The organism is Novosphingobium sp. NFX11, assembly GCF_057376415.1.
Map to the genome: position 1 here is coordinate 2733220 of NZ_CP080384.1, position 23224 is coordinate 2756443.

At 62.4% G+C, this 23224-nt stretch carries 23 protein-coding genes and 1 pseudogene; 12 read left to right on the forward strand and 12 right to left on the reverse strand.

Translation table 11 applies throughout. The annotated features are described in order from the left end of the window. Window positions 1-188 precede the first annotated feature (188 nt). Window positions 189-1640 (forward strand): NAD-dependent succinate-semialdehyde dehydrogenase, encoded by a 1452-nt coding sequence (locus KZO24_RS14085; RefSeq protein WP_211150637.1) that lies wholly within the window; start codon window positions 189-191, stop codon window positions 1638-1640. Between the two features lie 104 nt (window positions 1641-1744). On the opposite strand, the gene KZO24_RS14090 is transcribed toward KZO24_RS14085, so the two are convergent. The 9 genes from KZO24_RS14090 to KZO24_RS14130 all read right to left on the reverse strand — a co-directional run bounded on the left by KZO24_RS14090 (window position 1745) and on the right by KZO24_RS14130 (window position 7710). Then, window positions 1745-2191, reverse strand: a complete 447-nt coding sequence (locus tag KZO24_RS14090; protein ID WP_486486452.1) for a hypothetical protein — start codon at window positions 2189-2191, stop codon at window positions 1745-1747. 475 nt (window positions 2192-2666) lie between these two features. Further along, entirely contained in the window at window positions 2667-3785 is a 1119-nt protein-coding gene (locus KZO24_RS14095; RefSeq protein ID WP_486486453.1) for a UDP-galactopyranose/dTDP-fucopyranose mutase family protein, read from the reverse strand. Window positions 3786-3865: 80 nt separating this feature from the next. Further along, a complete protein-coding gene (locus KZO24_RS14100; protein ID WP_486486454.1) occupies window positions 3866-4015 on the reverse strand; it encodes a hypothetical protein in 150 nt (49 codons plus the stop codon). Window positions 4016-4035: 20 nt separating this feature from the next. Then, window positions 4036-4533 (reverse strand): ABC transporter ATP-binding protein, encoded by a 498-nt coding sequence (locus KZO24_RS14105; protein ID WP_486486455.1) that lies wholly within the window; start codon window positions 4531-4533, stop codon window positions 4036-4038. Beyond that, the gene (locus KZO24_RS14110; protein WP_486486456.1) at window positions 4530-4697 is read right to left on the reverse strand and encodes a hypothetical protein; all 168 of its coding nucleotides are present in this window, start codon (window positions 4695-4697) and stop codon (window positions 4530-4532) included. The genes KZO24_RS14105 and KZO24_RS14110 overlap by 4 nt, the downstream gene beginning before the upstream one ends. Then, window positions 4669-5316 (reverse strand): ABC transporter permease, encoded by a 648-nt coding sequence (locus KZO24_RS14115; RefSeq protein WP_486486457.1) that lies wholly within the window; start codon window positions 5314-5316, stop codon window positions 4669-4671. Before KZO24_RS14115 ends, KZO24_RS14110 begins: the two co-directional genes overlap by 29 nt. Continuing rightward, entirely contained in the window at window positions 5313-5555 is a 243-nt protein-coding gene (locus tag KZO24_RS14120) for a hypothetical protein (RefSeq protein ID WP_486486458.1), read from the reverse strand. Before KZO24_RS14120 ends, KZO24_RS14115 begins: the two co-directional genes overlap by 4 nt. Further along, entirely contained in the window at window positions 5519-6352 is an 834-nt protein-coding gene (locus KZO24_RS14125) for a KpsE/RkpR family capsule polysaccharide export protein (RefSeq protein WP_486486459.1), read from the reverse strand. Before KZO24_RS14125 ends, KZO24_RS14120 begins: the two co-directional genes overlap by 37 nt. A gap of 137 nt (window positions 6353-6489) precedes the next feature. Then, a complete protein-coding gene (locus KZO24_RS14130; protein WP_486487178.1) occupies window positions 6490-7710 on the reverse strand; it encodes a polysaccharide biosynthesis/export family protein in 1221 nt (406 codons plus the stop codon). A gap of 398 nt (window positions 7711-8108) precedes the next feature. On the opposite strand from KZO24_RS14130, the gene KZO24_RS14135 reads away from it, so the two are divergent. From KZO24_RS14135 to KZO24_RS14160, 6 genes are all read left to right on the forward strand, one after another. Then, complete coding sequence (locus KZO24_RS14135; protein WP_486486460.1) at window positions 8109-8603, forward strand: hypothetical protein; 495 nt, start codon at window positions 8109-8111, stop codon at window positions 8601-8603. Continuing rightward, window positions 8506-9669: a glycosyltransferase gene (locus KZO24_RS14140; protein ID WP_486487179.1), complete on the forward strand. Its 1164-nt coding sequence runs from the start codon at window positions 8506-8508 to the stop codon at window positions 9667-9669. Before KZO24_RS14135 ends, KZO24_RS14140 begins: the two co-directional genes overlap by 98 nt. Before the next feature lie 9 nt (window positions 9670-9678). After that, window positions 9679-10719: a hypothetical protein gene (locus tag KZO24_RS14145; RefSeq protein ID WP_486486461.1), complete on the forward strand. Its 1041-nt coding sequence runs from the start codon at window positions 9679-9681 to the stop codon at window positions 10717-10719. Window positions 10720-10910: 191 nt separating this feature from the next. After that, on the forward strand, window positions 10911-12008 hold the full coding sequence (locus KZO24_RS14150) for a glycosyltransferase family 2 protein (protein WP_486486462.1): 1098 nt from the start codon (window positions 10911-10913) through the stop codon (window positions 12006-12008). A 10-nt stretch (window positions 12009-12018) separates the two neighbouring features. Then, window positions 12019-13935: a glycosyltransferase gene (locus KZO24_RS14155; RefSeq protein WP_486486463.1), complete on the forward strand. Its 1917-nt coding sequence runs from the start codon at window positions 12019-12021 to the stop codon at window positions 13933-13935. Between the two features lie 20 nt (window positions 13936-13955). Further along, window positions 13956-14762, forward strand: a complete 807-nt coding sequence (locus KZO24_RS14160; protein WP_486486464.1) for a sulfotransferase family 2 domain-containing protein — start codon at window positions 13956-13958, stop codon at window positions 14760-14762. Between the two features lie 131 nt (window positions 14763-14893). Here KZO24_RS14160 and KZO24_RS14165 read toward each other — a convergent pair whose 3' ends face one another. Next, window positions 14894-15934: a phytanoyl-CoA dioxygenase family protein gene (locus KZO24_RS14165; protein WP_486486465.1), complete on the reverse strand. Its 1041-nt coding sequence runs from the start codon at window positions 15932-15934 to the stop codon at window positions 14894-14896. A gap of 109 nt (window positions 15935-16043) precedes the next feature. After that, window positions 16044-16871, reverse strand: coding sequence for a 3-deoxy-8-phosphooctulonate synthase (gene kdsA / locus KZO24_RS14170; RefSeq protein WP_486487180.1), 828 nt, complete (start codon window positions 16869-16871; stop codon window positions 16044-16046). Window positions 16872-17108: 237 nt separating this feature from the next. Here kdsA and KZO24_RS14175 point away from each other — a divergent pair, with 237 nt between their 5' ends. The 5 genes and pseudogenes from KZO24_RS14175 to KZO24_RS14195 all read left to right on the forward strand — a co-directional run bounded on the left by KZO24_RS14175 (window position 17109) and on the right by KZO24_RS14195 (window position 22385). After that, on the forward strand, window positions 17109-18095 hold the full coding sequence (locus KZO24_RS14175; RefSeq protein WP_486486466.1) for a KpsF/GutQ family sugar-phosphate isomerase: 987 nt from the start codon (window positions 17109-17111) through the stop codon (window positions 18093-18095). Between the two features lie 31 nt (window positions 18096-18126). Beyond that, window positions 18127-18943 (forward strand): annotated as a pseudogene (locus KZO24_RS14180) (3-deoxy-manno-octulosonate cytidylyltransferase). Window positions 18944-18956: 13 nt separating this feature from the next. Further along, entirely contained in the window at window positions 18957-19556 is a 600-nt protein-coding gene (locus tag KZO24_RS14185; protein ID WP_486486467.1) for a histidine phosphatase family protein, read from the forward strand. A 53-nt stretch (window positions 19557-19609) separates the two neighbouring features. Continuing rightward, window positions 19610-21199: a capsular polysaccharide export protein, LipB/KpsS family gene (locus tag KZO24_RS14190; protein WP_486486468.1), complete on the forward strand. Its 1590-nt coding sequence runs from the start codon at window positions 19610-19612 to the stop codon at window positions 21197-21199. Between the two features lie 73 nt (window positions 21200-21272). Beyond that, complete coding sequence (locus KZO24_RS14195; protein WP_486486469.1) at window positions 21273-22385, forward strand: glycosyltransferase family 4 protein; 1113 nt, start codon at window positions 21273-21275, stop codon at window positions 22383-22385. Between the two features lie 43 nt (window positions 22386-22428). On the opposite strand, the gene KZO24_RS14200 is transcribed toward KZO24_RS14195, so the two are convergent. Continuing rightward, entirely contained in the window at window positions 22429-23220 is a 792-nt protein-coding gene (locus tag KZO24_RS14200) for an aspartyl/asparaginyl beta-hydroxylase domain-containing protein (protein ID WP_486486470.1), read from the reverse strand. Window positions 23221-23224: the final 4 nt, after the last annotated feature.

Consider the following 23224-nt stretch of genomic DNA (forward strand, 5'->3'; position numbering starts at 1 on the left):
ATTAACGAATTATTGTTCGCATTAGAGACTAGCCGACACGCGGAGAGGCGTCAATCGCGCCACCCTCGCGCTTGTCGCAGGAGGCGCGGACGACTTGTAACCGCTAGGGCTCGTCCCTAGACCATGCCGGAACCCGCGAGTGTCCGTTCGAGACGCTCCACCGGCAACAACTGAGGAACCCGCACGAAATGGCCTACACCGATTTCCTGAAGCAGCAGTGCTACATCGACGGCGCGTGGGTCGATGCGGATTCGGGTGCTTCCTTCGAGGTCACCGACCCCGGCACCGGCAAGGTGCTGGGCACCGTTCCGAAGATGGGCGCCGACGAAACCGCCCGCGCGATCGACGCTGCCGAGGCCGCCCTCCCCGCCTGGCGCGCCAAGACCGCCGGTGAGCGCGCGAAGCTCATGCGCAAGCTGTTCGAACTGATGCTCCAGCACCAGGACGATCTGGGCGAACTGCTCAGCCGCGAGCAGGGCAAGCCGCTCGCCGAAGGCAAAGGCGAGATCGCCTATGGCGCCAGCTTCATCGAGTGGTTCGCCGAAGAGGGCAAGCGCGCTTACGGCGACGTGATCCCCGGCCATGCCGCCGACCGCCGCATCGTCGTGATCAAGCAGGGCGTCGGCGTCGTCGCTGCGATCACGCCGTGGAACTTCCCCAATGCGATGATCACCCGCAAGCTCGGCCCGGCGCTGGCTGCAGGCTGCACCATCGTCATCAAGCCCGCCTCGGCCACCCCCTATTCGGCGCTGGCGATCGCGCAGCTGTGCGAGATGGCGGGCATACCCAAGGGCGTCGTCAACGTCGTCACCGGCAGTGCAGGGCAGATCGGCTCGACCCTGACCGCCAGCCCCAAGGTCGCCAAGCTGACTTTCACGGGCTCGACCGAGATCGGCCGCGACCTGCTGCGCGAATGCGCCGAGACGATCAAGAAGTGCTCGATGGAACTGGGCGGCAACGCGCCGTTCCTGGTGTTCGACGATGCCGATGTCGATGCCGCGATCGAAGGCGCGATGATCTCGAAGTTCCGCAACGGTGGCCAGACTTGCGTGTGCACCAACCGCTTCTACGTGCAGGACGGCGTCTATGACGAGTTCGTGACCAAGCTGGCCGCGCGCGTCAGCGGCATGAAGGTGGGCTACGGCCTCGACGCAGGCACCGAAGTCGGCCCGCTGATCGACGAAAAGGCGGTCGAGAAGGTCGAGGAACACCTCAAGGACGCGGTCGACGGCGGCGCCAAGGTGCTCGCGGGCGGCCAGCGCAATCCGCTTGGCGGCAGCTTCTTCAACCCCACAGTTGTGGCAGGCGTGAAGCCCGACATGAAGCTGGCCCGCGAGGAGACCTTCGGGCCGCTCGCAGGCGTGATCCGCTTCACCGACGAGGCCGACGCCATCCGTATGGCCAACGACACCGAGTTCGGCCTCGCCAGCTACTTCTACGCCCGCGACCTGTCGCGCGTGTGGCGTGTCGCAGAGGCGCTGGAAGCGGGCATGGTCGGCATCAACACCGGCCTCATCTCCACCGAGGTCGCGCCGTTCGGCGGCGTCAAGCAATCGGGCCTGGGCCGCGAAGGATCGCACTACGGCCTCGATGACTACATGGAGGTCAAGTACCTCTGCATGGGCATCACGCCGGCCTGAGGCCGGCGGGCGGTATCAAGGTGGCCTGAACGACTTCGACAAACTCAGCCTGAGCGGGATTGGAAGTTTACACGACCTTCGCTCACCCTGAGCTTGTCGAAGGGTCAGGCTCCAGCCTTGGCCCCCTTGCACAACCTGAAAGAGCGCGCCTGGACGACTTGCGTCATCGGCATGCCGAGCGGCGTACGCAGGGTATTGTCGTGGTCGACCAGAAGTGAACCGCGCCGCTCGCCGTCATTGAACATCATGGTCACGGGCATGTTGTCCCCGCCCCACTTGTCCTTGCCGTACTTTACCATGACCCAGACCTGGATGCCTTCGTAACGCGCACCGCCCGCGCAACTGTAGCAGACATCGACCGGGAGCGGCCCCGCCTTGCCCGCGGCCGTTTCGAGGAAGACCCCCGCCACGCTCGCGATCACGCGCGGCTGCCGAGCACAGTCGCCGCCCGGCGCGTACCTGCCATAGAGGCCCTTGGGAACCGGCATCGACTGGCTCAGTGCCGGCGTGGCGAGCAGCAATGCGACCAAGACGGATGAACGGCGCAGCATCGACGAATCCCCCTTCACGACACGGAAACCTGCGACCATCATCCCCGGTCGGCACACGGCTGTCATCCGGAATACTCCCAAGGGCATTTCTGGACGATCGCCAGGCTCCCCGCACTCCCCCTGTGCCCTGCGTGCCAAGGCGCCTGCCAAAGCTCGTACCAACGGCAAAAGCGTGAAGGGAAGCGATGAAGATCTGCCGCTATCAGCTGCGATGTAATGAGCCGGTCCGTCTCGGCGTCGTGCGAGGCGATGCGGTCCACGACGTCACCGCCGTCACCGAAGACCTTCCCGCATTGCGCGCCCGGGTGGCCCCGCCGGCGAGGACAGCGATGCAAACGCGCCGGCAGCATACTGCGTCGTCACATTGGACCGCCCTAGGCTATGGACATAAGGCCCAAGCGCAAAGCCGGGTCCCGGCGAATACTCACTTGAATGCTCCTTATGGCGCACCTGAAGAGCAACGGCTCGAAAGGCGTCAGGCTTCCTGAACCTGCTTTGCGAGATAGGCCTCTGCGACGTCCATGGCGCGATCGATCGTCACATCCATGTCCAGATATTGATAAGTGCCGAGTCGGCCAACGAAAGTGACCCCGTGCTCCTGCGCGGCGCGCGCCTCGTACTGTTCAAGCAGCTGCGTCTCGGCCACCATCCGGATGGGGTAATAAGGAATGTCATCGGGGCCGCAAGCGCGGCTGTACTCGCGGAAGACCACGGTCTTTTCGAACTGAGCGGCGGTCCACGGCGCGAAGTGCTTGTGCTCAGAGATCCGCGTGAAGGGAACGTGCTCGTCTGGGTAGTTGATGACCGCGGTGCCCTGATAATCGCCTTCGGCCCGCTCGGAAACGAAGTCCAGCGTGCGGTATCCCAGCCGACCCAGGTCATAGTTGTAATAGCGGTCAAGCGGACCGGAATAAAACGTATGCGCGAAAGCTTCGGTCAGGTCTTCGGACCGTGCACCGAGACGGACCTCGATCAGTTCATGCGTGAGGATGCTTTCGACGATCGGGGTGTAGCCGTGCTTCGGCATACCCTGGTGCGGATGGCTGAAATAGTTGTCGTCATAGTTGAAACGCAGCGGCAAACGCTTGAGAATGGAGGCAGGCAGTTCGCTCGGCTCGCAGCCCCATTGCTTGCGTGTATAGCCCTTGAAGAACGCCTCGTAGAGCTCATCCCCGACGAAACGCTGCGCCTGCTCCTCGAAAGTCTGTGGGTCGGCGATGTCCATGCGGGCCCGCGATTCAATGAAGGCCTTCGCCTCGGCCGGTGAGAACGCCTTACCGAAAAACTGATTGATCGTGTGCAGGTTGATGGGCAGCGAATAGATCTGACCCTGGACATTGGCCTTCACGCGGTTGACGTAGGGCATCATCTCGCCGTGAGCCGTGATGAAGCGCCATACCCGCTCGATCCCGGTATGGAAGATGTGCGGGCCGTACTTGTGAACCAAGACACCCGTTTCCGCATCCGGCTCGGTGTGGCAGTTCCCCGCCAGATGAGGTCGTTCGTCGATGACCAGGCTGGGAATGCCCTTTTCGGCCAGCAGCCGGGCAATGGTCGCGCCAGAGAAGCCCGCGCCAACGATGCAAACTCTCATTTTGTCTTCCTCTAAATCATTGCACGACGAATACGTCGCGGTTCAATTTGGGCTGTAGACTGCAGGCCCGCATGCTCCGGTCAGCCGGACGTCAGCGGACGGAACGAATTCTCGTGATATTCGATACCTTCGTGGATGTCGGGGAATTTGAGCAGTCGGCCATCGGCAACTACGTAGACCACGCTGCAGTTCTCGCGGATAAAGTGCATTTCGTGGGTGATGATGACCATCGACTTGTTCCGCCGCTTGTTCAGCAGCTCATTCCGACTTTTTCCTGGAAGCGCTGGTCGCCCACCGCGATCACTTCGTCGATAATCAGGCAATCGAAGTCGATCGCCATGGAGATCGCGAAGGCCAAGCGCGCCCGCATGCCCGCCGAATAAGATTTGACCGGCTCGAACAGGAAGTGACCCAGCTCAGAGAAGTCCTGGATATAGGGCAGCAGTTCGCGGTGGTTGTGCCCGTATACCCGCGATATGAATTTGAGGTTGTCGTATCCGGTGAGGGTAGACTGGAAGCCGCCGACGAAGCCGAGCGGCCAGGACACGCTCATTTCCCGTTCGACGGTGCCCGAAGTGGGCTGCTCGGCGCCGCTGACGATACGCATCAGCGTCGATTTGCCAGCACCGTTGGGGCCAAGAACACCGACTTTCTCGCCTGGTTCGATCACCATCGACACCTTGTCCAGTACCCGGTGCGAGCCCCGACGTGTCTGATAGACCTTGGTAATGTCGCGCAGCGTAATCATTCTGGCGTAATCGACCGGCTGATCTTGCGCAGCTGCAACAGGCCCACCACGGTCAGTACCGCGTTAAAGCAGACTGTGTAGAATACATCGTAGTGGGCATGGAACTTGGACCCGAAGAAGCCCTCGCGCACGATTTCAAGCCCGCTGACGGTGGGCAGCAGCAATGCCAGATGCTGCACGCTGGTAGGCAGCGAGATCGACCTGGAAAGCGGCACCCGACAGCGGCACCAGCAGATACTGGCCGGGATGCCAGAGCTTCTCGATGGATTCGAAATCCTCAGAAAGAGCGCCCAGGAAGATCGCCAGCGCCATGCCGAACCAGGCCAGCAGGAACCATCCGCCGATCAGCTCCGCGATATTCTCCGGCCAGGTAATGTCACTGGTGAAGAAACCGAACAGAATGCACAGCACCGCGAAGGAGGTCGTCGCACCGACCATCTCGAGGATGAGGCGCGACAGGTAGATGTCGAAGGGCTTGATGTTGCGGTGGTACATCAGCGACAGGTTCGGCTGGATCGAGCCCATGCACCTGAAGGTCATGTTGCGCCACAGCAGGATGCTGGAATAGCCGGTGATCGCGAACGCGACGATCGGCAGGTTGGAGCTGTGCACCGCCTTGAGCGCGGACCAGATCGCCGCGACGCCGGCAGTGAACAGCATCGGCTCAACGAACAACCACAGGAAGCCGATGTTATGCCGACCATACCTGGTCAGCACCTCGCGCATGAGAAGGGCATATATAACGCGCCCTTCTACCCGCAAGGAGCCCGCGAGATCGCTCATTCAACGTGATCCCTCAAACTGGCTAGCAGCATGGAAAGGATGCCCCAGGCGATCAACCCGAGCGCGAATGCGGCGAAAATGCCACGAAAGCGGTGTGGCTCGGAAGCATCGTCAGACAAGTTCGGCTCGACGATCCTCTCGACATAGGCCTGTTTACGCAGACCTTCGAGGCGGGCTTCCTCCAACGCGCTGAGGGAAGCGGTCAACTGCTTGCCGGAGAACTGCTCGTCGAACAGCAACCGCTGATATTCGACCGCAGCGCGGGAGAGCGAGCCCTTGCCGCCAGCAGCGCGCTGCATCTCGGCATCGATCGACTTCTGCAGCCCCCAATGCGATCCTGCAGCGGAGCGATTTCCGAGCTGCCGGGTGCCAGGGTGCGCAATTGCTGAAGTTGGATGCGCGAAGCGATCAACTGGTCCTGCAGCTTCGATACCATCTGGATCTGCACTTCGGCCTGCTTTTCGGGATCCACGATGCCGACGCGGTCGCGATAGGCAGCCAGCGCTTCTGACGCCTGGCGTGCCTGCGAGCGCGAGCGCTCGACCTCCCGTTGCGCCACGTCGAGCAAATCGGTGCGCGCGCGCTGGTTGAGCTGGTTCACCAGCTTTTCCGCCTGTTCCAGCAGGCCGGCATTGAACCGGCGGGCATCTTCCGGATTAAAGGCACGCACGGTCAACGTCGTGATCGAGGTCGATGTCTCATACTGTACGCCGACCTTTTTGCCCGCGTAACGATATAGCGCCTCGAACGAATGATCATAACCCAGCGGATCGAAGCGATCGAACATGGCCACATCGTGGGAGCCGTAGGACTTGGCCAGCGCGCCATTGCGGTTCAACTCGCGCATCGCGTCCCGCGAGGCCAGATAGTCGTTCGCGGCGAAGACCTCGTCCCCGCTGCCGCTCGAAAAGCCTACCGTCTTCAGCAGCACGCCGAAGCCGCTGGGTTCGGGCTTGTTGGGACTGCGCACGATGAACCGCGATTCGGAGACGTAGACGTCACTCGCAAAAACGCCAAAATACAGCAGCGCGATCACAGTGGGCAGGGTCACGCACAGGTGAAACAAGGGGCCCAGCCCCTGGCCTTCTTCACGAGCGGCTTCAGCTTGTCTTCCATAGACTGGTCAAATTTTCCCGAGAAAGGCGATGGTCGGCCGCATTAGGCAAAAGGACATCAGAAACCTGCGGCCTTGACCGTCACGATCGGATACACTGCAGCGCCGATGATGTTCACGAATTTCTGAAGGTCGGCAACGGGCGCGTTGGTCACGTACACGACGTCGCGATCCTTCATGGCAAAATGTTGCGCGGCAAAGAAGGAAACGGGATCGCGAAGGTCCACCCGGTAGATGACCGGAACCCGACCGTCGGCATCAACCGTTACCCCGGTCGAGGCCAGGCTGCCAAGCGCTTCCGGCTTTTCCAGGCGGAAGATGAAGACGCCGCGCGGATTGGCCCGGTCGTCCCGTAGGCCGCCCATTCGCCCCAACGCCTGGGCCAAGCTGATGCCACGTGCCTCGAACTTGATTTCTTCGTTACGGCCGGTTGCTCCGAGCGCCGTGAAGCTGGCAGGCTGATAGCTGACAGTTACCACGTCGCCGGGCCGCAGGTAAATGTTCTGTCCCGGCGTTGCGATCAGCGCGTCCAACGGCATTTCGGCGCCTTTGCCGTCGCGCATAAGCTGCACGCTGACTTTGTCGACAGGCTGGCGCGAACCGCCAGCTGCAGCCAGCGCATCGAGCAACCGCTCCCCCTGCGAAGTCAACGGCATGCGGGTGCTGGCCGCCACTTCGCCCACGACGGTGACGACAGAGGACGTGCCCTTGGCGATGTTGACCACCACCTGCGGCTCGTGCGCCTTGCCGCGCAGCCGCCGGACGATCTCGGCCGAGACTTGCGCAGGGGTCCTGCCCAGAACGTTGATGCGCCCTGCAAAGGGAACTTCTATCTGACCCTGCCCATCGACCTGCATATCCGGCAGGGCAACTCCGCGCTGGCCACTTCCTGCATTGAGGCCCATGCTCGCGCCCGCCATCGAAGGCGTGACGAAAAGAACAGCAGGCGGGGCCTCGAACATGGTCAGTTGCAGGACGTCACCCGGACCGATCAACGCGCCGTAAGCCTGGCCGGAACCGAACACGTCCAAGAAGTTCGTCCCTGCCGCAGGCACGCTCACTTGCCGGGCCACGCCGTCGTTCACATCGACCAGCAAAGCCCCGCGCCCTTCGCTCGGGACCGCCGCCACGCTGCCATAGCGCGGACCATCATGGCTGAAGAAGTTGGATGCACATCCGGTGGTCGATGTTGCAATCAGCAGGGCAGCAACGAGAGCACCGCGCCGACGCCAAAACACCAGACCCGGTTCTTCGTTGACGTCATATACACAATTGGTCACGGTCAAACCGTTGCAACTCCTGAGATCAATTCTGGTCTCCCGCTTAGCTGAGCGCTATCGGGCCTACAAGTGCCCGGCTTGAACCACTGCGTCGAGCAAAGCACTGCTTTCTTGGTGCAAACGATCTGTGAACATGGAACACTTCTCTCAGCCACTCCCCCACCTTGCCCAACCGTACCGGAAAAGAAGCTGCATCGCCTTCTGGAAGCGACGGAATGCATCGTATCGGTCGCCCCAAAGGGATGGCGGTGGTCGTGTGACGACACCAGCCCTCGATTGGAGACCGAAACCGGGGCGACACTACGGTTGGACGGCCTGTTCGACACCTTCTTCGAAAGTTACTGGCACCGGTTCACCACACTACGCAGCGTTCAATTGCAAGGCCGCGTCCGGGGGCGATGCAGTTGCGCATCGTAAGGCGCCAGGCCGAGGACGGCCAGGAGCAGGTTCTCACCCGATGGCAGGCGCAACCGGGCTTGGCAGCGCAGGACTTTCTGCTCACCATCCCCCTCTCAAATCCTGAGGCGGGCGAAAGCTACCTCCTTGTCGAAGTGGACGCCCAGCCTGGCGCCGCGATTGAAACGCTGGCATGGCAAGCCGATGCCCCGCCCCGACGCAATGTGAAGATCGGCGTCGCGATAACCACCTTCAACCGCGAACCTTTCGTCAAGGCGAACCTGACCAGGCTGGCCGGACGGCTCGGCCAAGGCCGCATTATCGTGGTCAATCACGGCTTGCCGGGCCTGTCCGAACGAGATCGGAGCGACAGGCCACGCAGATGGGACCGTACGCTTCATCGATCAGGAGAACAGCGGCGGCGCAGGCGGCTTCACCCGCGGCATGGTAGAGCATCGCGGCGCCGGCGACATCACCCACGTCTTGCTGATGGATGACGACATCGATCTGCCGGCCGATTTGGTCGAAAGGATGGAGGCCATCCTGGCTTACGCCGACAAGCCATTGTGCCTGGGCGGCGCGATGTTCGACTACAACGACCGCCGCAAGTTGTTCACCGCCGGAGATTATCTGGTTCCCGGCAGCTTCGGCATAGGCCACATAGTGCCGCCACAAGGTTGCGACATTGGCGAACCGGAAGGCGTGGATTTCCTGGCGCGCCTTCATACGCCGGATTTCAATGGCTGGTGGTGCTTTGCCTTTCCCACCGCGGCGATGGACGATGCCGGCCTGCCAATGCCCTGTTTCATCCGGGGCGACGATGTGGAGTACGGTTACCGGCTCAAGCGGAGGGGCCTGCCGACAGTACCTTGGCCCGGCGTGGCCGTCTGGCATATGCCGTTTGCCGCCAAGTCGGCACCGTGGCACATGTTCTATGATCGCCGCAACAGCCTCTTCACCAACGCCATTCACCGCCGGATCGGCAGACGCAAGGCCATCGACAAACTGCTCGGCGGCTTCCTCCATCACCTGCTTCGTTACGATTACGACCGTGTCCGGGCAATGACGATGGGAGTCGAGGCCTTCAATGCCGGGGCCGGGACAATGGCCAAGTGGACGCACCTGGACCATGCCGCCCTGATCGCTGCAACGACGACGGGCGAAACTGCACCCACAGTCACCACATCGGACTTGTTGCCCCTGAAAACCCGCAAGCTCACCGGGGCACGCAAGTCCATGGCGATGGCCCGCAGGCTGGCCACCGATCTGTTTTGGCCATGCCGCGATCGCAGCCCCCGACGACTGCCAGTCAACGAGATCTGGCGACCGGATCTTGCCGATCGCCCTGCGGTCGTCATCGAAACTCCACCGGACGAAGCGCCGCAACGCATCTACCGGTATCGCTGGATCGCGACATGCCGCGCGACGCTGCAATGTCTATGCGCCTTGACCATACTGGCGTGGCGGTTTCAGGCCCGGTCGAGCCAGGCGGAGATGGCATCCTGGCTGCGCCATGACAACGAACCAGCCGCACTGCAAACCAGCGCGACGCGTCAGCATTAACTATGGCATTTGCGCTGCAACACGGATAAGCGAAGCACCTGTTTCGTAAGGATTTGCGACATGCGTGCATCTTTGGCCGTAGTCACGGCCTTGGCCGTATTTGCCGTCTCGACCGCCGCCCATGGTCAGCAAGGTGCCGCGCTGAGAGCAGACGGAACGCTGGTATATGCATCGGTCCAGAACAGCGGGGACGATAGGCAGGTCGGCGGCAATTACGCCGCCATGCAATTTTCGGACGATACGAGTTCGGCATTCTACGGTTGCTACAAGAACCGCAAGACAGACAAACGCAAGGGCGGCATTATTGTCCGGGCCGGTGACGACTTGTGCGAAATTCAGGCCAATGGCTGGGATGGTACCACTTACAACACAAGCGGCACCATCAATTTCTCTGTCGATGATGCGCCATCGCGCGGCACGCTTCCGACCAGTTTCGCCGTGTGGCTGGGCGGTACAGGCGGGTCCGGCATATCGCGCAATCATCTGGGCCTGCTGATCGACAGCCGGGCGAATGCGTATTTCCGCAATGGCAATGTCGGGATCGGGTCGATCTTCGGCTATGATCCGCCAGCAACTTACGACAAGTCCCATGCACCACCGTTCCCGCTGACGATCGGGGCGCAGCAGAGCGGCACGTCATTCGCCGCCTTCAAAGTCGGCAGTACCGCCGGTGGCGCCCGCATCAACGTGAGCGAAGGTCACTCATCCATAGATCCGGTCTACGGGTTCTGGGGCGATGCCGAAACAGGGATCGGTAACCCAGAACCGGGCGTCGTCAACATCTACGCTACCGGGCGCGAAGTGGCGCGCATCGCCCGGGATGGTGCAATGCATGTCGCGGGCGCCGCTGACGTGGATGCCGTGCGCCTGCGGCCTACGCAGTTCGTCACCCTGCCCGCCTGCGACGAGCGTCATACCGGCACGATGGCCTACATAACCGATGCGCTCACCCCGATAACCGCCTGGCATCAGCCTGTGAGCACCGGCGGCGGCAAGTACCGCGCCTTCATCGCCTGCAATGGCGAGGGATGGCATGCGTTCGACGGATGAACCGACATGACCGAAAAATGTCAGATACATGACATCGCTTTTCTTGCTGATCCGGGACACCATCCCGCGACCCGCGCTATATACAAGTTCCGGACCATGCGCTTAATGGCTCGAGCCGTGCGTATTGTGTCGTATGCTATCTCTTTTGGTGCTGTATTTCGGGGGTAAATAAATTCACCATGAGCGTTTCCATGGACGTGGTGCTGACTACACACAACGATTCCGAATTTTTGCGGGAAGCAATTCTTTCGATTGTCTGCGGCGCTGAAGGTGCAAACCTTCTGAAGCGGATCGTCATCGTCGATGATGCATCCCGCCCTGCGGAGGCCGCCCATGCTGCGGCCCTGGTCGAGGAATTGAAGACCTATCATCAGGACATCGTTCTCATCCGTAATACGGCGAACTGCGGCCTGTCTCATTCGCGCAACCGCGGCCTGAGGTTCTGCAGCGCGGACTATGTCACGTTCCTCGACGCCGACGACATCAAGCCGGTGGGCTGGGGCGTTATTGTCAAAAAGCTGATTGAGGAACACGATCCCGAATATCTGTTCACGGCCTCGACCCTGATCGATGATCGCTACACATTCTCGCCGTTCTACGACGAGGATTATTTCCGGCGTCTCTTCAAGGGCGACGTCGTCAAGGAATTTACCGGCCACACCCGGTTCCTGCCGCTGGTTCTCGAACCGCAGATCGGCAACAAGTATTTCAAGTTGGAAACGGTCAACAAGTACCTGTTCCCGATCGGGCGCAAATACGAAGATCTCTATATGATCGCCCGCATGACCGTGGAACTTGGCCGTGTGGTGGGTGCCAACGTCGTCACCCACTTCTACAACACCACCGAACGATCGACCCGCGTGACGATGACCCCCAAGCTCAAGGGCGACATCGTCGGCAACCTCTCCGGTCTGCTATCGATCTACGGCCACTATTTCGAAAAGCATCACGACGCCCTGATCCGGCGCCGCGGGCAGGAAGGCGCGATCGCAGACCGCGAGATCGACCGTCAGCTCCGAACACTGGATATCGAGCGTCAGTTTGCGTTTGCTGCGCTAAAATGCGCGTTCGGCCGCATGATCGAATGGTCGATCAATACGGTCGGCATCAGTGACGTGGACGAGTTTGCCGATCGCGTCGGCCGAGTATTCCGGCAGATGTCCTGCAATCCCCCCGTCGCAGAGGTGCTGGGCGATGTCGCCCGGCGCAAGACTCTCGAACGTTTCGATGATCTGGTGAACGCCCTCATCCGTGGCGACCGCGGCCATCTCGGCCAGATCTACGCATAAGGGCTCGACCATGACCTCCAAGATTCAGAAGCTGGCCCGCAACATGGGCGCCAATCTTCGCAGCCTGGGACTGAAGTCGCTGGATATCGCCGACGACGGCGGCGAAATCTGGCGTCGGCTCGACACCCTGTCGCAAACCATGCGGGTATCGCCTGTTGGCGAACGTGCGGTAGCCTATTACCGAACCCTCGCGCGCACCGACTGGCTGCGCCCGGTTATCTCTGACGCCGCTGGACGATTCCTGTCGACTTATCGGCCGGTGATCCTGATGCCTGCACCGCAGGACGGCCTGATCGTCGATATCGGCGCAGGTTGCGGTCTCTTCGCCGTAATGGCGGCGCTACTGCACCCCGGGAAGAAGGTCTGGGCCTTCGAGCCGGACCCCAAGCTGTTCCAGACAGCCGTTGAAGCCGTTGCCGCGCTGGGCATCACCAATGTCGAACTGGTCAATCAAGCCGTCCTGCCGGGTAGCTGGTCGTCGTCTTCGACGCACCTTCACACCTACAAGGACAACATCTTCCGCACGGTCCAGCCCGATAGTTCCGCGGGCACGGTGCCGATCGCCGGCACGGGCATTGCCGATCTGCCGTTCGGTGCCGATACCCGGATAGCGATCCTGAAGATCGTGGCCCCCGGCATGTTCCTCGAACTGGCAAGCGAATTGCTCGCCCACACCGACGTGCTTCTGGGTGAGGTGTGGAAGGTCGATTTCGCCGCCGAGGATCACCCCGTCCTCTCGCCCCTGCTCGACCAGCTGTCGATCGGGTGTGTCCGCGATGCAGAATCGGGCGTCCTGTACCGGACGGCTGCCGCCCAGCGCGCGACGCGGACCAAGGCCATCTGGGCACCGGCCATCCGCCCGGCGGGAGCCAACCCGCTCATTTCTGTCGTAATCCCGGTCTACAACATCGGCGACCTGGCCGAGCCTTGCGTGGAATCGATTATCAGGTCGATCGATCGACCCACCGAAATCCTTGTCATTAACGACGGCGCGACGCAGACCGAGACGCTCCATTCCCTGGAGAGGATTTCCCGGATGGCGCACACCCGCGTGATCGACAAGCCGAATGGCGGCTGCGCCTCGGCCCGCAATCTCGGCCTGGAGATCGCACAGGGCAGCTTCATCACGCTTATTGACGGCGACGATTTTGTCGAAGAAAGTTTCTTGCCGCTGCTTAGCGAGGCGATGTATGCCGAGGCGACTAACATTGCCGAGGTCGGCTTTGCCGATTACAGCAGCATTACCGGCGAAGTTACAGACAATGTCGAGTTCTACAGCGAGCAGGCTGCCACGAAGGGACTGATCGGCTACGACACGAACATGTGGGGGCTGCTGCGACGGCAGCCGGCGATCTGGCGGCGTCTCTACCGGACGGAATGGCTGCGCCAGAACAACCTCTTTTTCCCCGAGCGGATCAAGGCCTATGACGACATGGAATTCCAGTTCCTGTCACTCTACCTGAACGGCGGCGTTTCCTACGCGAACGCTCGCGGTTATTATTACCGCAAAGATCGCCCCGGGCAGGACGTTAAGGCATCCGACACACGCCACTTCGGAACTTTCCAGATGCTGGTGACGATAGAGAACTTCCTGCGCAACCGCAGGGCTTCGCGCGATCATTTCATTCTGTTTGACCTTTTTACGCTCGACTGCCTGAGCTGGTCCTACTCGCTGATCCATCCGCAGTTGCAGGCTCCTTTCCTGCAGGCCTCACGCACGTTCATGATGGGTGGAAAGTCCTTCGACCGGGCTGCCAACGTACATTGGGAAATCAGTCAGCAGACCGGATCCACGCTCAGCAATTTCGCGCGTGACTTCATGGCAGATTTGCCCGATCGCAGGGCGTTGGAAAATTACGTCCAAAATGCAGCCAATTATGCAGATCACGTGTACGACTATCACTATGCTCTTGAAGTGAGCGGATAATCGCGATCAGGAGACATGGCATGATTTACGGTGAATTCGGCATTGGCTATCATTATTGGCACGAGCCGAGCCGAACCGTTTTCTGTGCGCCTCCTAAGTGCGGGTGCTCGGCCATGAAGCAGGCATTGCTCATGGCCGGCAACCCCCATCTGGATGTCCTTTTCGCCGGGGAAACCAGCCGGTTGCACAATTTCTCCCACTACGCGATGGTCAAGCGCAAGTCGCAAATCTCGGGCGCCGCGCGGCGGGTATTCATCGCCCGCGATCCCGCCAGACGTGTATTGAGCGGCTTCCTGTCCAAGTTCGTATTATATCCCGAATCCACTATCACGCAGGCCATCTGCGACGTCGGAGAATTGTCCGCCGACGACATGACCTTCCGCATCTTCGTGAAGACGTTGGCCAATGTCCCGGATGTCTATCTGGATCCGCATTTCCGATCGCAGGAAGATTTTCTCGTCATGCCTTTGGAGGACTACGAAGTGATCTCACTCGATAGTCCAAGCCGCATTACCTATTCGCAACTGCTGGATGAGATTCAGCCGGGGTCGGCGGAGCGCTATCTGGCGCTTCAGCAGGCACAGGAGGCATCAAAGATGGGGCCTGTTACTGATCAGGGGCGTGCAATCATTCCAGGCAGACTGGCGGATGCGCCTGTGAAGCATCTGCGCTACCTGCGATTCAACGGTAGCTCTCTTCCGGCAGAGGAATTGATCTTCGACGGTTTCGAAAATCTCGTACGTCAGAGATATGAGTTCGACTGGCAAATAAATGCAATGGCCACAGTACATCCTGCATACCCCAAAGCCCTTCCGACAACCGATTGACGTTGACGCAGCTGCCGGAGGCAAATCATAAATTCAAATCACCATAGCCGTGCGAGAAGCGCCGGCCGGATCGTCGGTCAAGCCAGCTGGGCTCTTACGACGCCGATTGCCGCCGCAGTCCGGCAGGGAATTCAAGTCTGAAGTTCGTCGGTGCGCTTTTCCACCGGCGTGCGCGTGCCGACCGGCAGCCATGGCTGTCCAATATAAGCGGCGAGCCTGTCGCGCACCGCCCAAAGCCAGTTCACGCGGCGCTCGGCAATACCCGGCAGGCTCAGAAGGTCGCCGCCAAGCCACGGCAGGAATGGATTGCGCCGGGCGTAGGACCATATCTCCACCCGTTCCCCGGGTCGCGCCGAGGCGCCCCGAGCGTGGAAGCCCACAGTATCGGCGACCACCAGCGTGTTGCCGCCCACTGCCAGCCCTTCGGGTGCAGGCAGGCGCATCGCCGTGCGTTCACGCTCGGACACACGAGGTGAGCCACGCGCGGAAAGCCTGTCGATCTCACGCAAATCGCTCAGCGAGCGATCATGTTCCCAGGCTAATCGCTCGCGGGTAAAGCGATGCGATCCGCGCACGAAAGTAAACGGCCCCTCGTCCTCGGCCACGGGGTTGAGGAATAGCCATGCTTTCAGCGAGGAATGAAAGCTGTCGGCGTGGAGAGTCTCCTGCGGATCGGCTTCGTTCCCGCCATCGTGGCTCACAATAGTCTGGATGTAATGTAGCGGGGTGGTACGGAAACCGGCGACGTAATGGAATAGCGCCACCACGTCCGCGCGCTCCAGCAGCGTGCGAAGGGCCGGAATCGCAGCAAGCATGGCCGGGTCGATCGCCATACGGCGGGTGATAGCGTCCCCCTGCCGCATTTCGCGCGCAGGGGCGCGGTAGGCCAGAAGCGCAGCACGCAAAGCCGGGAATTCAAGCGCCGGAACGATCTCGGGTATTACCACGAAGCCGTCGCGGTCGAACGCTTCGCGCCATTCGGGCGGGACCTTTCCGGCAAGCCGTCGCCGTCGCCATGCGCAAAGCCGCGCTGCCAGCTTCACGCGCGCCAGATGCAAGCCTCGCGCATTGAGGCGACGCGATCCGATGAGAGGGTTATCCAGAAAGCTTTTTGCGCCGGTGAACAATTGAAGCGCCCAAATCGGAGCGAACAGCACCTTGCCGATAGTCATATTCCGGTCTTTGACGGACATGATGCAGGAGTTGCGCCAACCCGCGCACAGATGCAACCCGAAAGACACATGGCCTTTCTCCGATCCTGGTAGCCGGTACGCGCGGAAGCTAGCCCTTCACCACCGAGTCAATCGCCAGCAGCCGGGTCCACAATCCCTCGAACTGGTCGAGCGGCAGGGCGTTTGGCCCATCTGACAACGCCGCATCCGGATCGGGGTGAGTCTCCATGAACACGCCCGCGACACCCGCAGCCACCGCCGCGCGCGCCAATAGCGGCACGTATTCGCGCTGACCGCCCGAACGTTCTCCAAGGCCGCCCGGCTGCTGCACGGAATGAGTCGCGTCGAATACGACAGGACATCCAGTGTCAGCCATGATCGAAAGGCCCCGCATGTCGGAAACCAGCGTGTTGTAACCAAATGAAGTCCCGCGCTCGCACAAGAGAAAAGCGTCCGGCTCATGCCCCGCCGCCATCGCCGCATTGCGCGCCTTGGCTACGACCTGTTTCATGTCTGCGGGCGCCATGAACTGCGCCTTCTTGATGTTTACTGGCTTGCCTGAGACCGCCACCGACGCGATGAAATCGGTCTGACGGGCCAGAAATGCAGGGGTCTGAAGCACATCGACCACTTGCGCCACGGCCGCGACTTGCCCGGGTTCATGGACATCGGTGATCACCGGCAGGCCGGTTGAGGCACGAACCTTTTCGAGGATGCGAAGGCCCTCGTCCATGCCGAGTCCCCGGAATGACTTGTCCGAACTGCGGTTGGCCTTGTCGAACGAGCTCTTGAATATCAGCAGAATGCCAAGGCGTCGGGCTACAGCGGCAAGCGTTTCGGCGACGAAAAGCGTCGTTTCCTCGCTTTCGATGACACATGGTCCCGCAATCGCGAATAAAGGTGTCGTTTGAGTGATCGAGTGTCCGCAAAGAATCATGGATGCAGCCTTATCTGCCGAATTCACAGGTTAAAATGTTGAAACCCGATGGTTTTGCAACGACCGGTGGCTCTACGGCAAGGCCATGAGCATCAGCCCTTTTCCTTGGCCGGGAACGAACCAGCTGGCAATCCCTTCCATGCTCGAATAGGAGTGAAGATTGATCCGGGTTTCATCTGTGTATCAGTAGCGCGTGCAAGCGTCTGCATAACATAAATAGCAATTTCATAGGGCGGTATGAAAAGTGCACTATTTCAGACGCGGCATGCCGCGTCGGCTCTCAAGACATTGGACATCGAGCTGGAAGCGCTCGAAGCGCTAAAGGTGTCGCTGCAATCTCCCGAGCTTGGCCGGGCGGTGGAGTTGGCCATCCAGGCACTTGCCTCCACGAGGGGGCGAGTAATCGTCACTGGCATGGGCAAAAGCGGCCATATCGCACGCAAGATTGCCGCGACAATGCGTTCTACGGGCACTTCTGCGCTCTATCTCCATCCCGGTGAGGCGAGCCACGGCGACCTTGGCGTCATCACCAAACAGGATGTGGTACTGGCTATCACTTGGTCAGGTGAGACCGCTGAACTGGGCGACATCCTTCATTACTGCAACCGTTATGGTGTAACGCTGATCGTCGCCACCTCCCATCCGGACAGCACTGCAGGCCGCGCAGCCGACATCTGCCTCGCCATGCCCCCTGTGCGCGAGGCGTGCCCGAACGAACTGGCGCCGACGTCTTCCACCACCCTGCAACTGGTGCTCGGTGATGCGCTGGCGGTGGCGCTGATCGAGGCACGCGGCTTCAGTCCCTCCGATTTCCGAGTATTTCATCCCGGCGGCAAACTGGGAGTCCAGTTGAGCACGGTGGGCGAAATCATGGGTGTCGGCGAAGCGATCCCGCGTGTAGGCCGCCATGCCTCGCTAACCAGCGCGACGCTGGAAATGAGCCGTAAGCGTTATGGCTGCACCGCCGTCGTGGATGAGGAGGATCGTCTGGTCGGCGCCTTTACCGATGGCGATCTCAGGCGCTGCATTGCGGTTTATGACCTGTCCGACAACATCGGCCTGCATATGTCTGTGAACCCGCTTGCCGTCCGGCCCGACACCCTCGCCTCCACGGCTCTCCAGATCCTCAACGAAAATGCGATTTCGGTGCTTTTCGTTGAAGACCGCGGCAAGCTGGTGGGCATAGTCCACATGCACGACATCGTGCGCGCGGGCGTAGTCTGACATCCGCTCTCCAAGCAGCACCAGTTGTCCGATGCCCCATGCCCCCGCCCTCATAGTCGTTCCTGCGCGCTACGGTTCCACACGCCTGCGGGGAAGCCCCTGCTTCAGATTGCGGGGCGCACTCTGGTCGAACGTGTCGTCGCCGTCGCCCGGGAAGCCGCCGCACGCGCAGGGGATTGCGAAGTGGTTGTGGCGACCGACGACGAACGCATAGCCGAGCATGCCCGCTTGATCGGCGCAGAGGCGGTGATGACACCCCATACATGCGATTCCGGCTCATCGCGCGCCTGTGCTGCAGCACTATTGCAGCCGAAGAAACCCGAACTGGTCATCAACCTGCAGGGGGATGCGCCCTTCGTGCCGCCTTCCGTGGTGGCAGGGCTGGTGACGACGCTGCGAACCGGCGAAGCCGATGTCGCCACCCCGGTCTACCAGCTCGACTGGACCCGGCTCGATCGCCTGCGGGCACACAAGCAGGCCGCACCTTTTAGCGGCACGACTTGCGTTCGCGCGGCGGACGGACGGGCCTTGTGGTTCTCCAAGACGATCCTCCCTGCGATCCGCGACGAAGCCGACCTTCGGGCTGCGGGACCATACTCCCCGTGTGGCAGCATTTGGGGCTCTATGGCTATCGCATCGCCGCGCTGGAGTGGTTCGATGCATCGCCCCGCGGCGCCTATGAAGCGCTGGAAGGGCTGGAACAGCTCCGCTTCCTCGAAGCGGGGCGCATGATCGCGACGGTGGAAGTCGAACCGCCTAGCCATGCCATGTCGGGCATCGACACGCCCGAGGATCTCGCGCTGGCGGAAGAAACCATTGCACGGCTAGGCGATCCCTTCCCGGCCTGATAGCGCGGGCGGCATGTTCGTAATCGTTCGCCATGGCAACACTTTCGAAAGCGGCGAGCTGCCGCGGCGCATCGGCGCGCGTACGGACTTGCCCCTGACCGCTGCGGGACTGGCCCAGGCCGAAGCGCTCGGCACTCACTTCGCGGCGCAGGGCATGGCTTTTGCGCGGGTTCTCGTATCGCCGCTGGCGCGCACCCGGCAGACGGCAGCGGCGATCCTGCGTCACCTGCCAGGCGCACCGAAAGCCGAACCCGCGCAGTGGCTGCGCGAGATCGACCACGGCCCCGACGAAGACGCTACCGAACAGGCTGTGCAGGCCCGCATCGGCGCCGAAGTCCTTGCCGCCTGGGACGAGCAGGCGGTGCCCCCTCCCGGCTGGCAGGTCGATGCCGAGGCGAGGATTGCCGCCTGGCGCGCGCTATTCGCATCCGCTCGCAAGCCGGTGCTGCTGGTCACCAGCAATGGCGCGGCGCGTTTCGCACTCGTCGCAGCAGGGCTCGCCAGCGGGTCGGACATGAAGCTGCCCACCGGGAGTTATGGCGTGATCCACCGGGGAGAGGCCGGAACGGGGACAGTCACCCTGACCCTCGCCGAATGGGGACGCCGCCCGTGAGACTTCCCGAGCCTCTTTTGCGCGCACCGCCGTTTCCCTGGGAAAACGCCGCCGTGTCTCATCCCGCATCGTCGTCGCCCTCGCTCGATGATCCCGCCACGCTGTTCGCGACCTTGCGCGAAGCGCGGGTGGGCGGACGGTTCTGGGCCGATCCGGCGGGTCTAGACGCACCGATCGAGACGATCGTTCGACCAAAAAAAATAAATGAAATCAATAATTTACAATACGATGACGCGCTGTGGATCGCCCCTTCGGCCTCTCGCGACTGGGCACGCGCTTTGGCGGGCAGGACATCGCGCGGCGACGTCGATCCCTGGTCCGTGCTGCCCAGTGCCGGGCGCCTCGTCGCCCACGGGGACGACGAGTGGGTCGCCCTTGCCCGGATAGCCAAGGTCGCCGTTGATGTGCTGTCCCCCGGCCGCTTCGGCGCGCCCGGAGACGATGCCGCCACGCTCGACCGCCGCGCTGCCGAGGCGCTAACGGCGGCGACCTGGCGCGATCCTTTCACCGGGGAGCCATGCACTTTAGACGCCGTGGTCGAACTGCTGGCGCTATGGCGCGCGACACTGGAAGCCAATCGCCCGATCGTCGCAGCTTGCGGCATAGCCTGGTGGAAGCGCACGGAAATCCGACGTTTTCTCTGGCATCCAGGGCACCGTCTGGCGATCGTGCCCTCCCCCACGCGGGCACTGCGGATCGCCCGCAAGGCCGGCGGAGCGGTGGCGATCTGGCCTTCGCGCGTTTCCCCCACCCTCATCGCCGCCGCGCGTGAACAGGGCGTGCCGCTGGTGCGGGTGGAGGACGGCTTCGTGCGCTCGGTCGGGCTCGGCGTCGACCTCGTACCGCCCTCCTCGGTCGTGGTGGACGCATCGGGCATCCATTTCGATCCCCGTGACCCCAGCGATCTGGAAGCGGTACTCAACGGCACCCAGATGCACCCTAGAGTGCTTCAACGGGCACGGAGCCTACGCGAAGCGATCGTCAGGGCGGGCATCAGCAAGTATTCCGCCGATACCGCCGCCCCCGCGCCCGAACGCCTGCCCGGACGACGCCTGATCCTCGTGCCCGGGCAGGTGGAGGACGACATGTCCGTGCGAGCGGGCGGAGGCGGCCTTGCCTCCAATCTCGAACTGCTACGCCGGACGCGCGCGCTGGAGCCCGATGCCGAGATCTGGTTCCGGCCGCACCCCGACGTCGATGCCGGACACCGCAAGGGCAAGGTGCCCGATGCCGAGATCCTTGCCCATGCCGATCGCATCGTGCGCGGCGGCGGCATGGCCCCGCTCCTCGATGCGGTGGACGCCGTGCACGTCCTCACCTCGCTCACCGGTTTCGAGGCGCTGATGCGCGGCCGCGAGGTGACCTGCCACGGCTCGCCGTTCTACGCGGGCTGGGGGCTGACCCGCGACCTTGGCGAAGTGCCTGCCCGGCGCACGGCGCGGCTCTCGCTCGATGCGCTGGTGGCGGGCGTGCTGATCCTCTATCCGCGCTATCTCGATCCGGTCACCGGCCTGCCCTGCCCGCCCGAAGTGCTCGTATCGCGCATGGCGGCGGTAGGAGCGGGGAGCGCCGCCACCAACCGCCTGCACTGGATCGCGCCCCTGCGCCGCTGGCAGGGCAAGCTGATGAAGATCTTCCGATGACCGTCATCCTCGACATCTCGCGCCTGATCTCTCGGCTGCGCTATTCCACCCCTCAGGCGTGGACCGGGTGGAGATGGCCTATGCGCGTGGCCTGCTGGCGCGCCATGGCGAGGCGCTTGCCTTTGCCGCCGTCCACCCCACCGGACGCTACGGCCGCCTGCCGCGCCGCGCCGCGCTGGCCTACCTCGACGAACTGGAGCGGCGCTGGGCGAGCGAAGCGGATGCCCCGCGCCAGCGGTCGCTCGCCTCGGTGCTGCCGCAACTGGCGGCGCTGATGCCCACGGGCGGGGGTGTCGGCTCTGGCGAGCGGGCGGTCTATGTCCAGGCTTCTCCCCATCACCTGACCAACGCGGCGAAAGTCCATCGCATCCTCGCGCGGGAACGGGCGAAGTTCCTGTGCCTCGTGCACGATCTCATCCCCATCGAATTTCCGGAATATGCCCGCCCGTCCGGCGCGGCGCTGCATCGGCGGCGGATGGAGACCGTCGCCTCCGCCTGCGGTGCCAGCAGCGGCGCGGCGATCGTCAATTCCGCCGCAACCGGCCGCGCCCTGCAGCCCTGGCTGACGCCGGGCACCGCGATCCACGTCGCCCTGCTCGGCACCGAGAGCCTGCCTGCCGCCGGGCCGGAGCCATCGGAACGCCCCTACTTCGTGTGCCTGGGCACCATCGAGCCGCGCAAGAACCACCTGCTGCTGCTGCACCTGTGGCGACACCTCGCCGAGACACTGCCTTCTAAGAAAGTCCCACGCCTGATCGTGATCGGCCGGCGGGGGTGGGAGAACGAGCAGGTCGTCGACATGCTCGAACGCTGCCCCCGCCTCGTCGACCATGTCGAGGAACTGGGCGGCTGCCCCGACGCGCGGCTTGCGGCGCTGCTGCGGGGCAGCCGCGCGTTGCTCATGCCGTCATTCGCCGAAGGCTACGGGATGCCGGTGGCCGAAGCGCTATCCGTCGGCACTCCAGTGATCTGCAGCGACCTTGCCGCGCTGCGCGAAGTAGGCGGCGCGGTGCCCGACTATCTCGACCCACTCGACGGGCCAGGCTGGCAGGCTGTGGTGCTCGACCATGCCGCGCAAGGGCCGATGCACCGGGCACAGCAGGCACGGCTGCCGCACTGGCACAATCCCACCTGGGCGGAGCACATGGACATCGTGGCGGACGCGATCGCGCAACTGCAGGCGTGAGAGCGAAGGCCACGGTCGGCGGGCCATGACTACCCGCCCCGGCTCAGCCCGCTCCGGTGGCTGCCTTGCCGCGCTTCGCGGCCTCGCGCTCGATGGCGTTGCGGATGTCCTTGACGAAGCGCGAATGGCGCACTGCGCCGAGAAACGCGTTCTGGATCAGATTACCCCAGAAACGGCACGGACGCTTGATCTGGATGAGCAGGATATAGCGATCGTCCTCGCTCTCGTTCCAGACTTCATGGTTGAACATGTCGTCGAACAGGAACGACTGGCCATCCTCCCAGTGCATGACATGGAGGTTTTCGCCCTCCTCTATGTGCATGCGGCACTTCTCGGCCTCGCGTGGGGCCTTGAGCGCGAGGTGATAGGTCAGCATGCCCTTGGTCATGCCCCAGTGTCGCGGGATATGCCCGCCCGCTTCCATGACCGAGAAATTGGCGGTGACAAGGCCCGGCACTTTCTCGATCAGCGCCGCCGTCACCGGCGCGCGGGCGGCATTGCTCGGCATGCGATAGCCATAGCCCTTGAGGAAGAACGCCCGCCAGCGTCTGTCGGCCGCGATGCGGCCGTGGTCGAAGGAAATGTCGCCGAGCGAGGGGATGTCCTCGGCACGGATACGGATCGCCTCGTCGCGGATCGCCTGCCAGTTGCCCTCCAGTTCGGCGATCCAGGGAAAGAACGCCTTGTCCTGCACCGCCGCGTCGGGGATCAGCGAATTGCGCATGATCACCGCATCGATCTTCGGCCGCAGTTCCTTGCCGATCTGGAACAGCGACTTGCCCAGGAAGGGAACTTTCCAGCCGCGCGAATTGAGGGTCTGCTGCCACTTGTTCACGAGC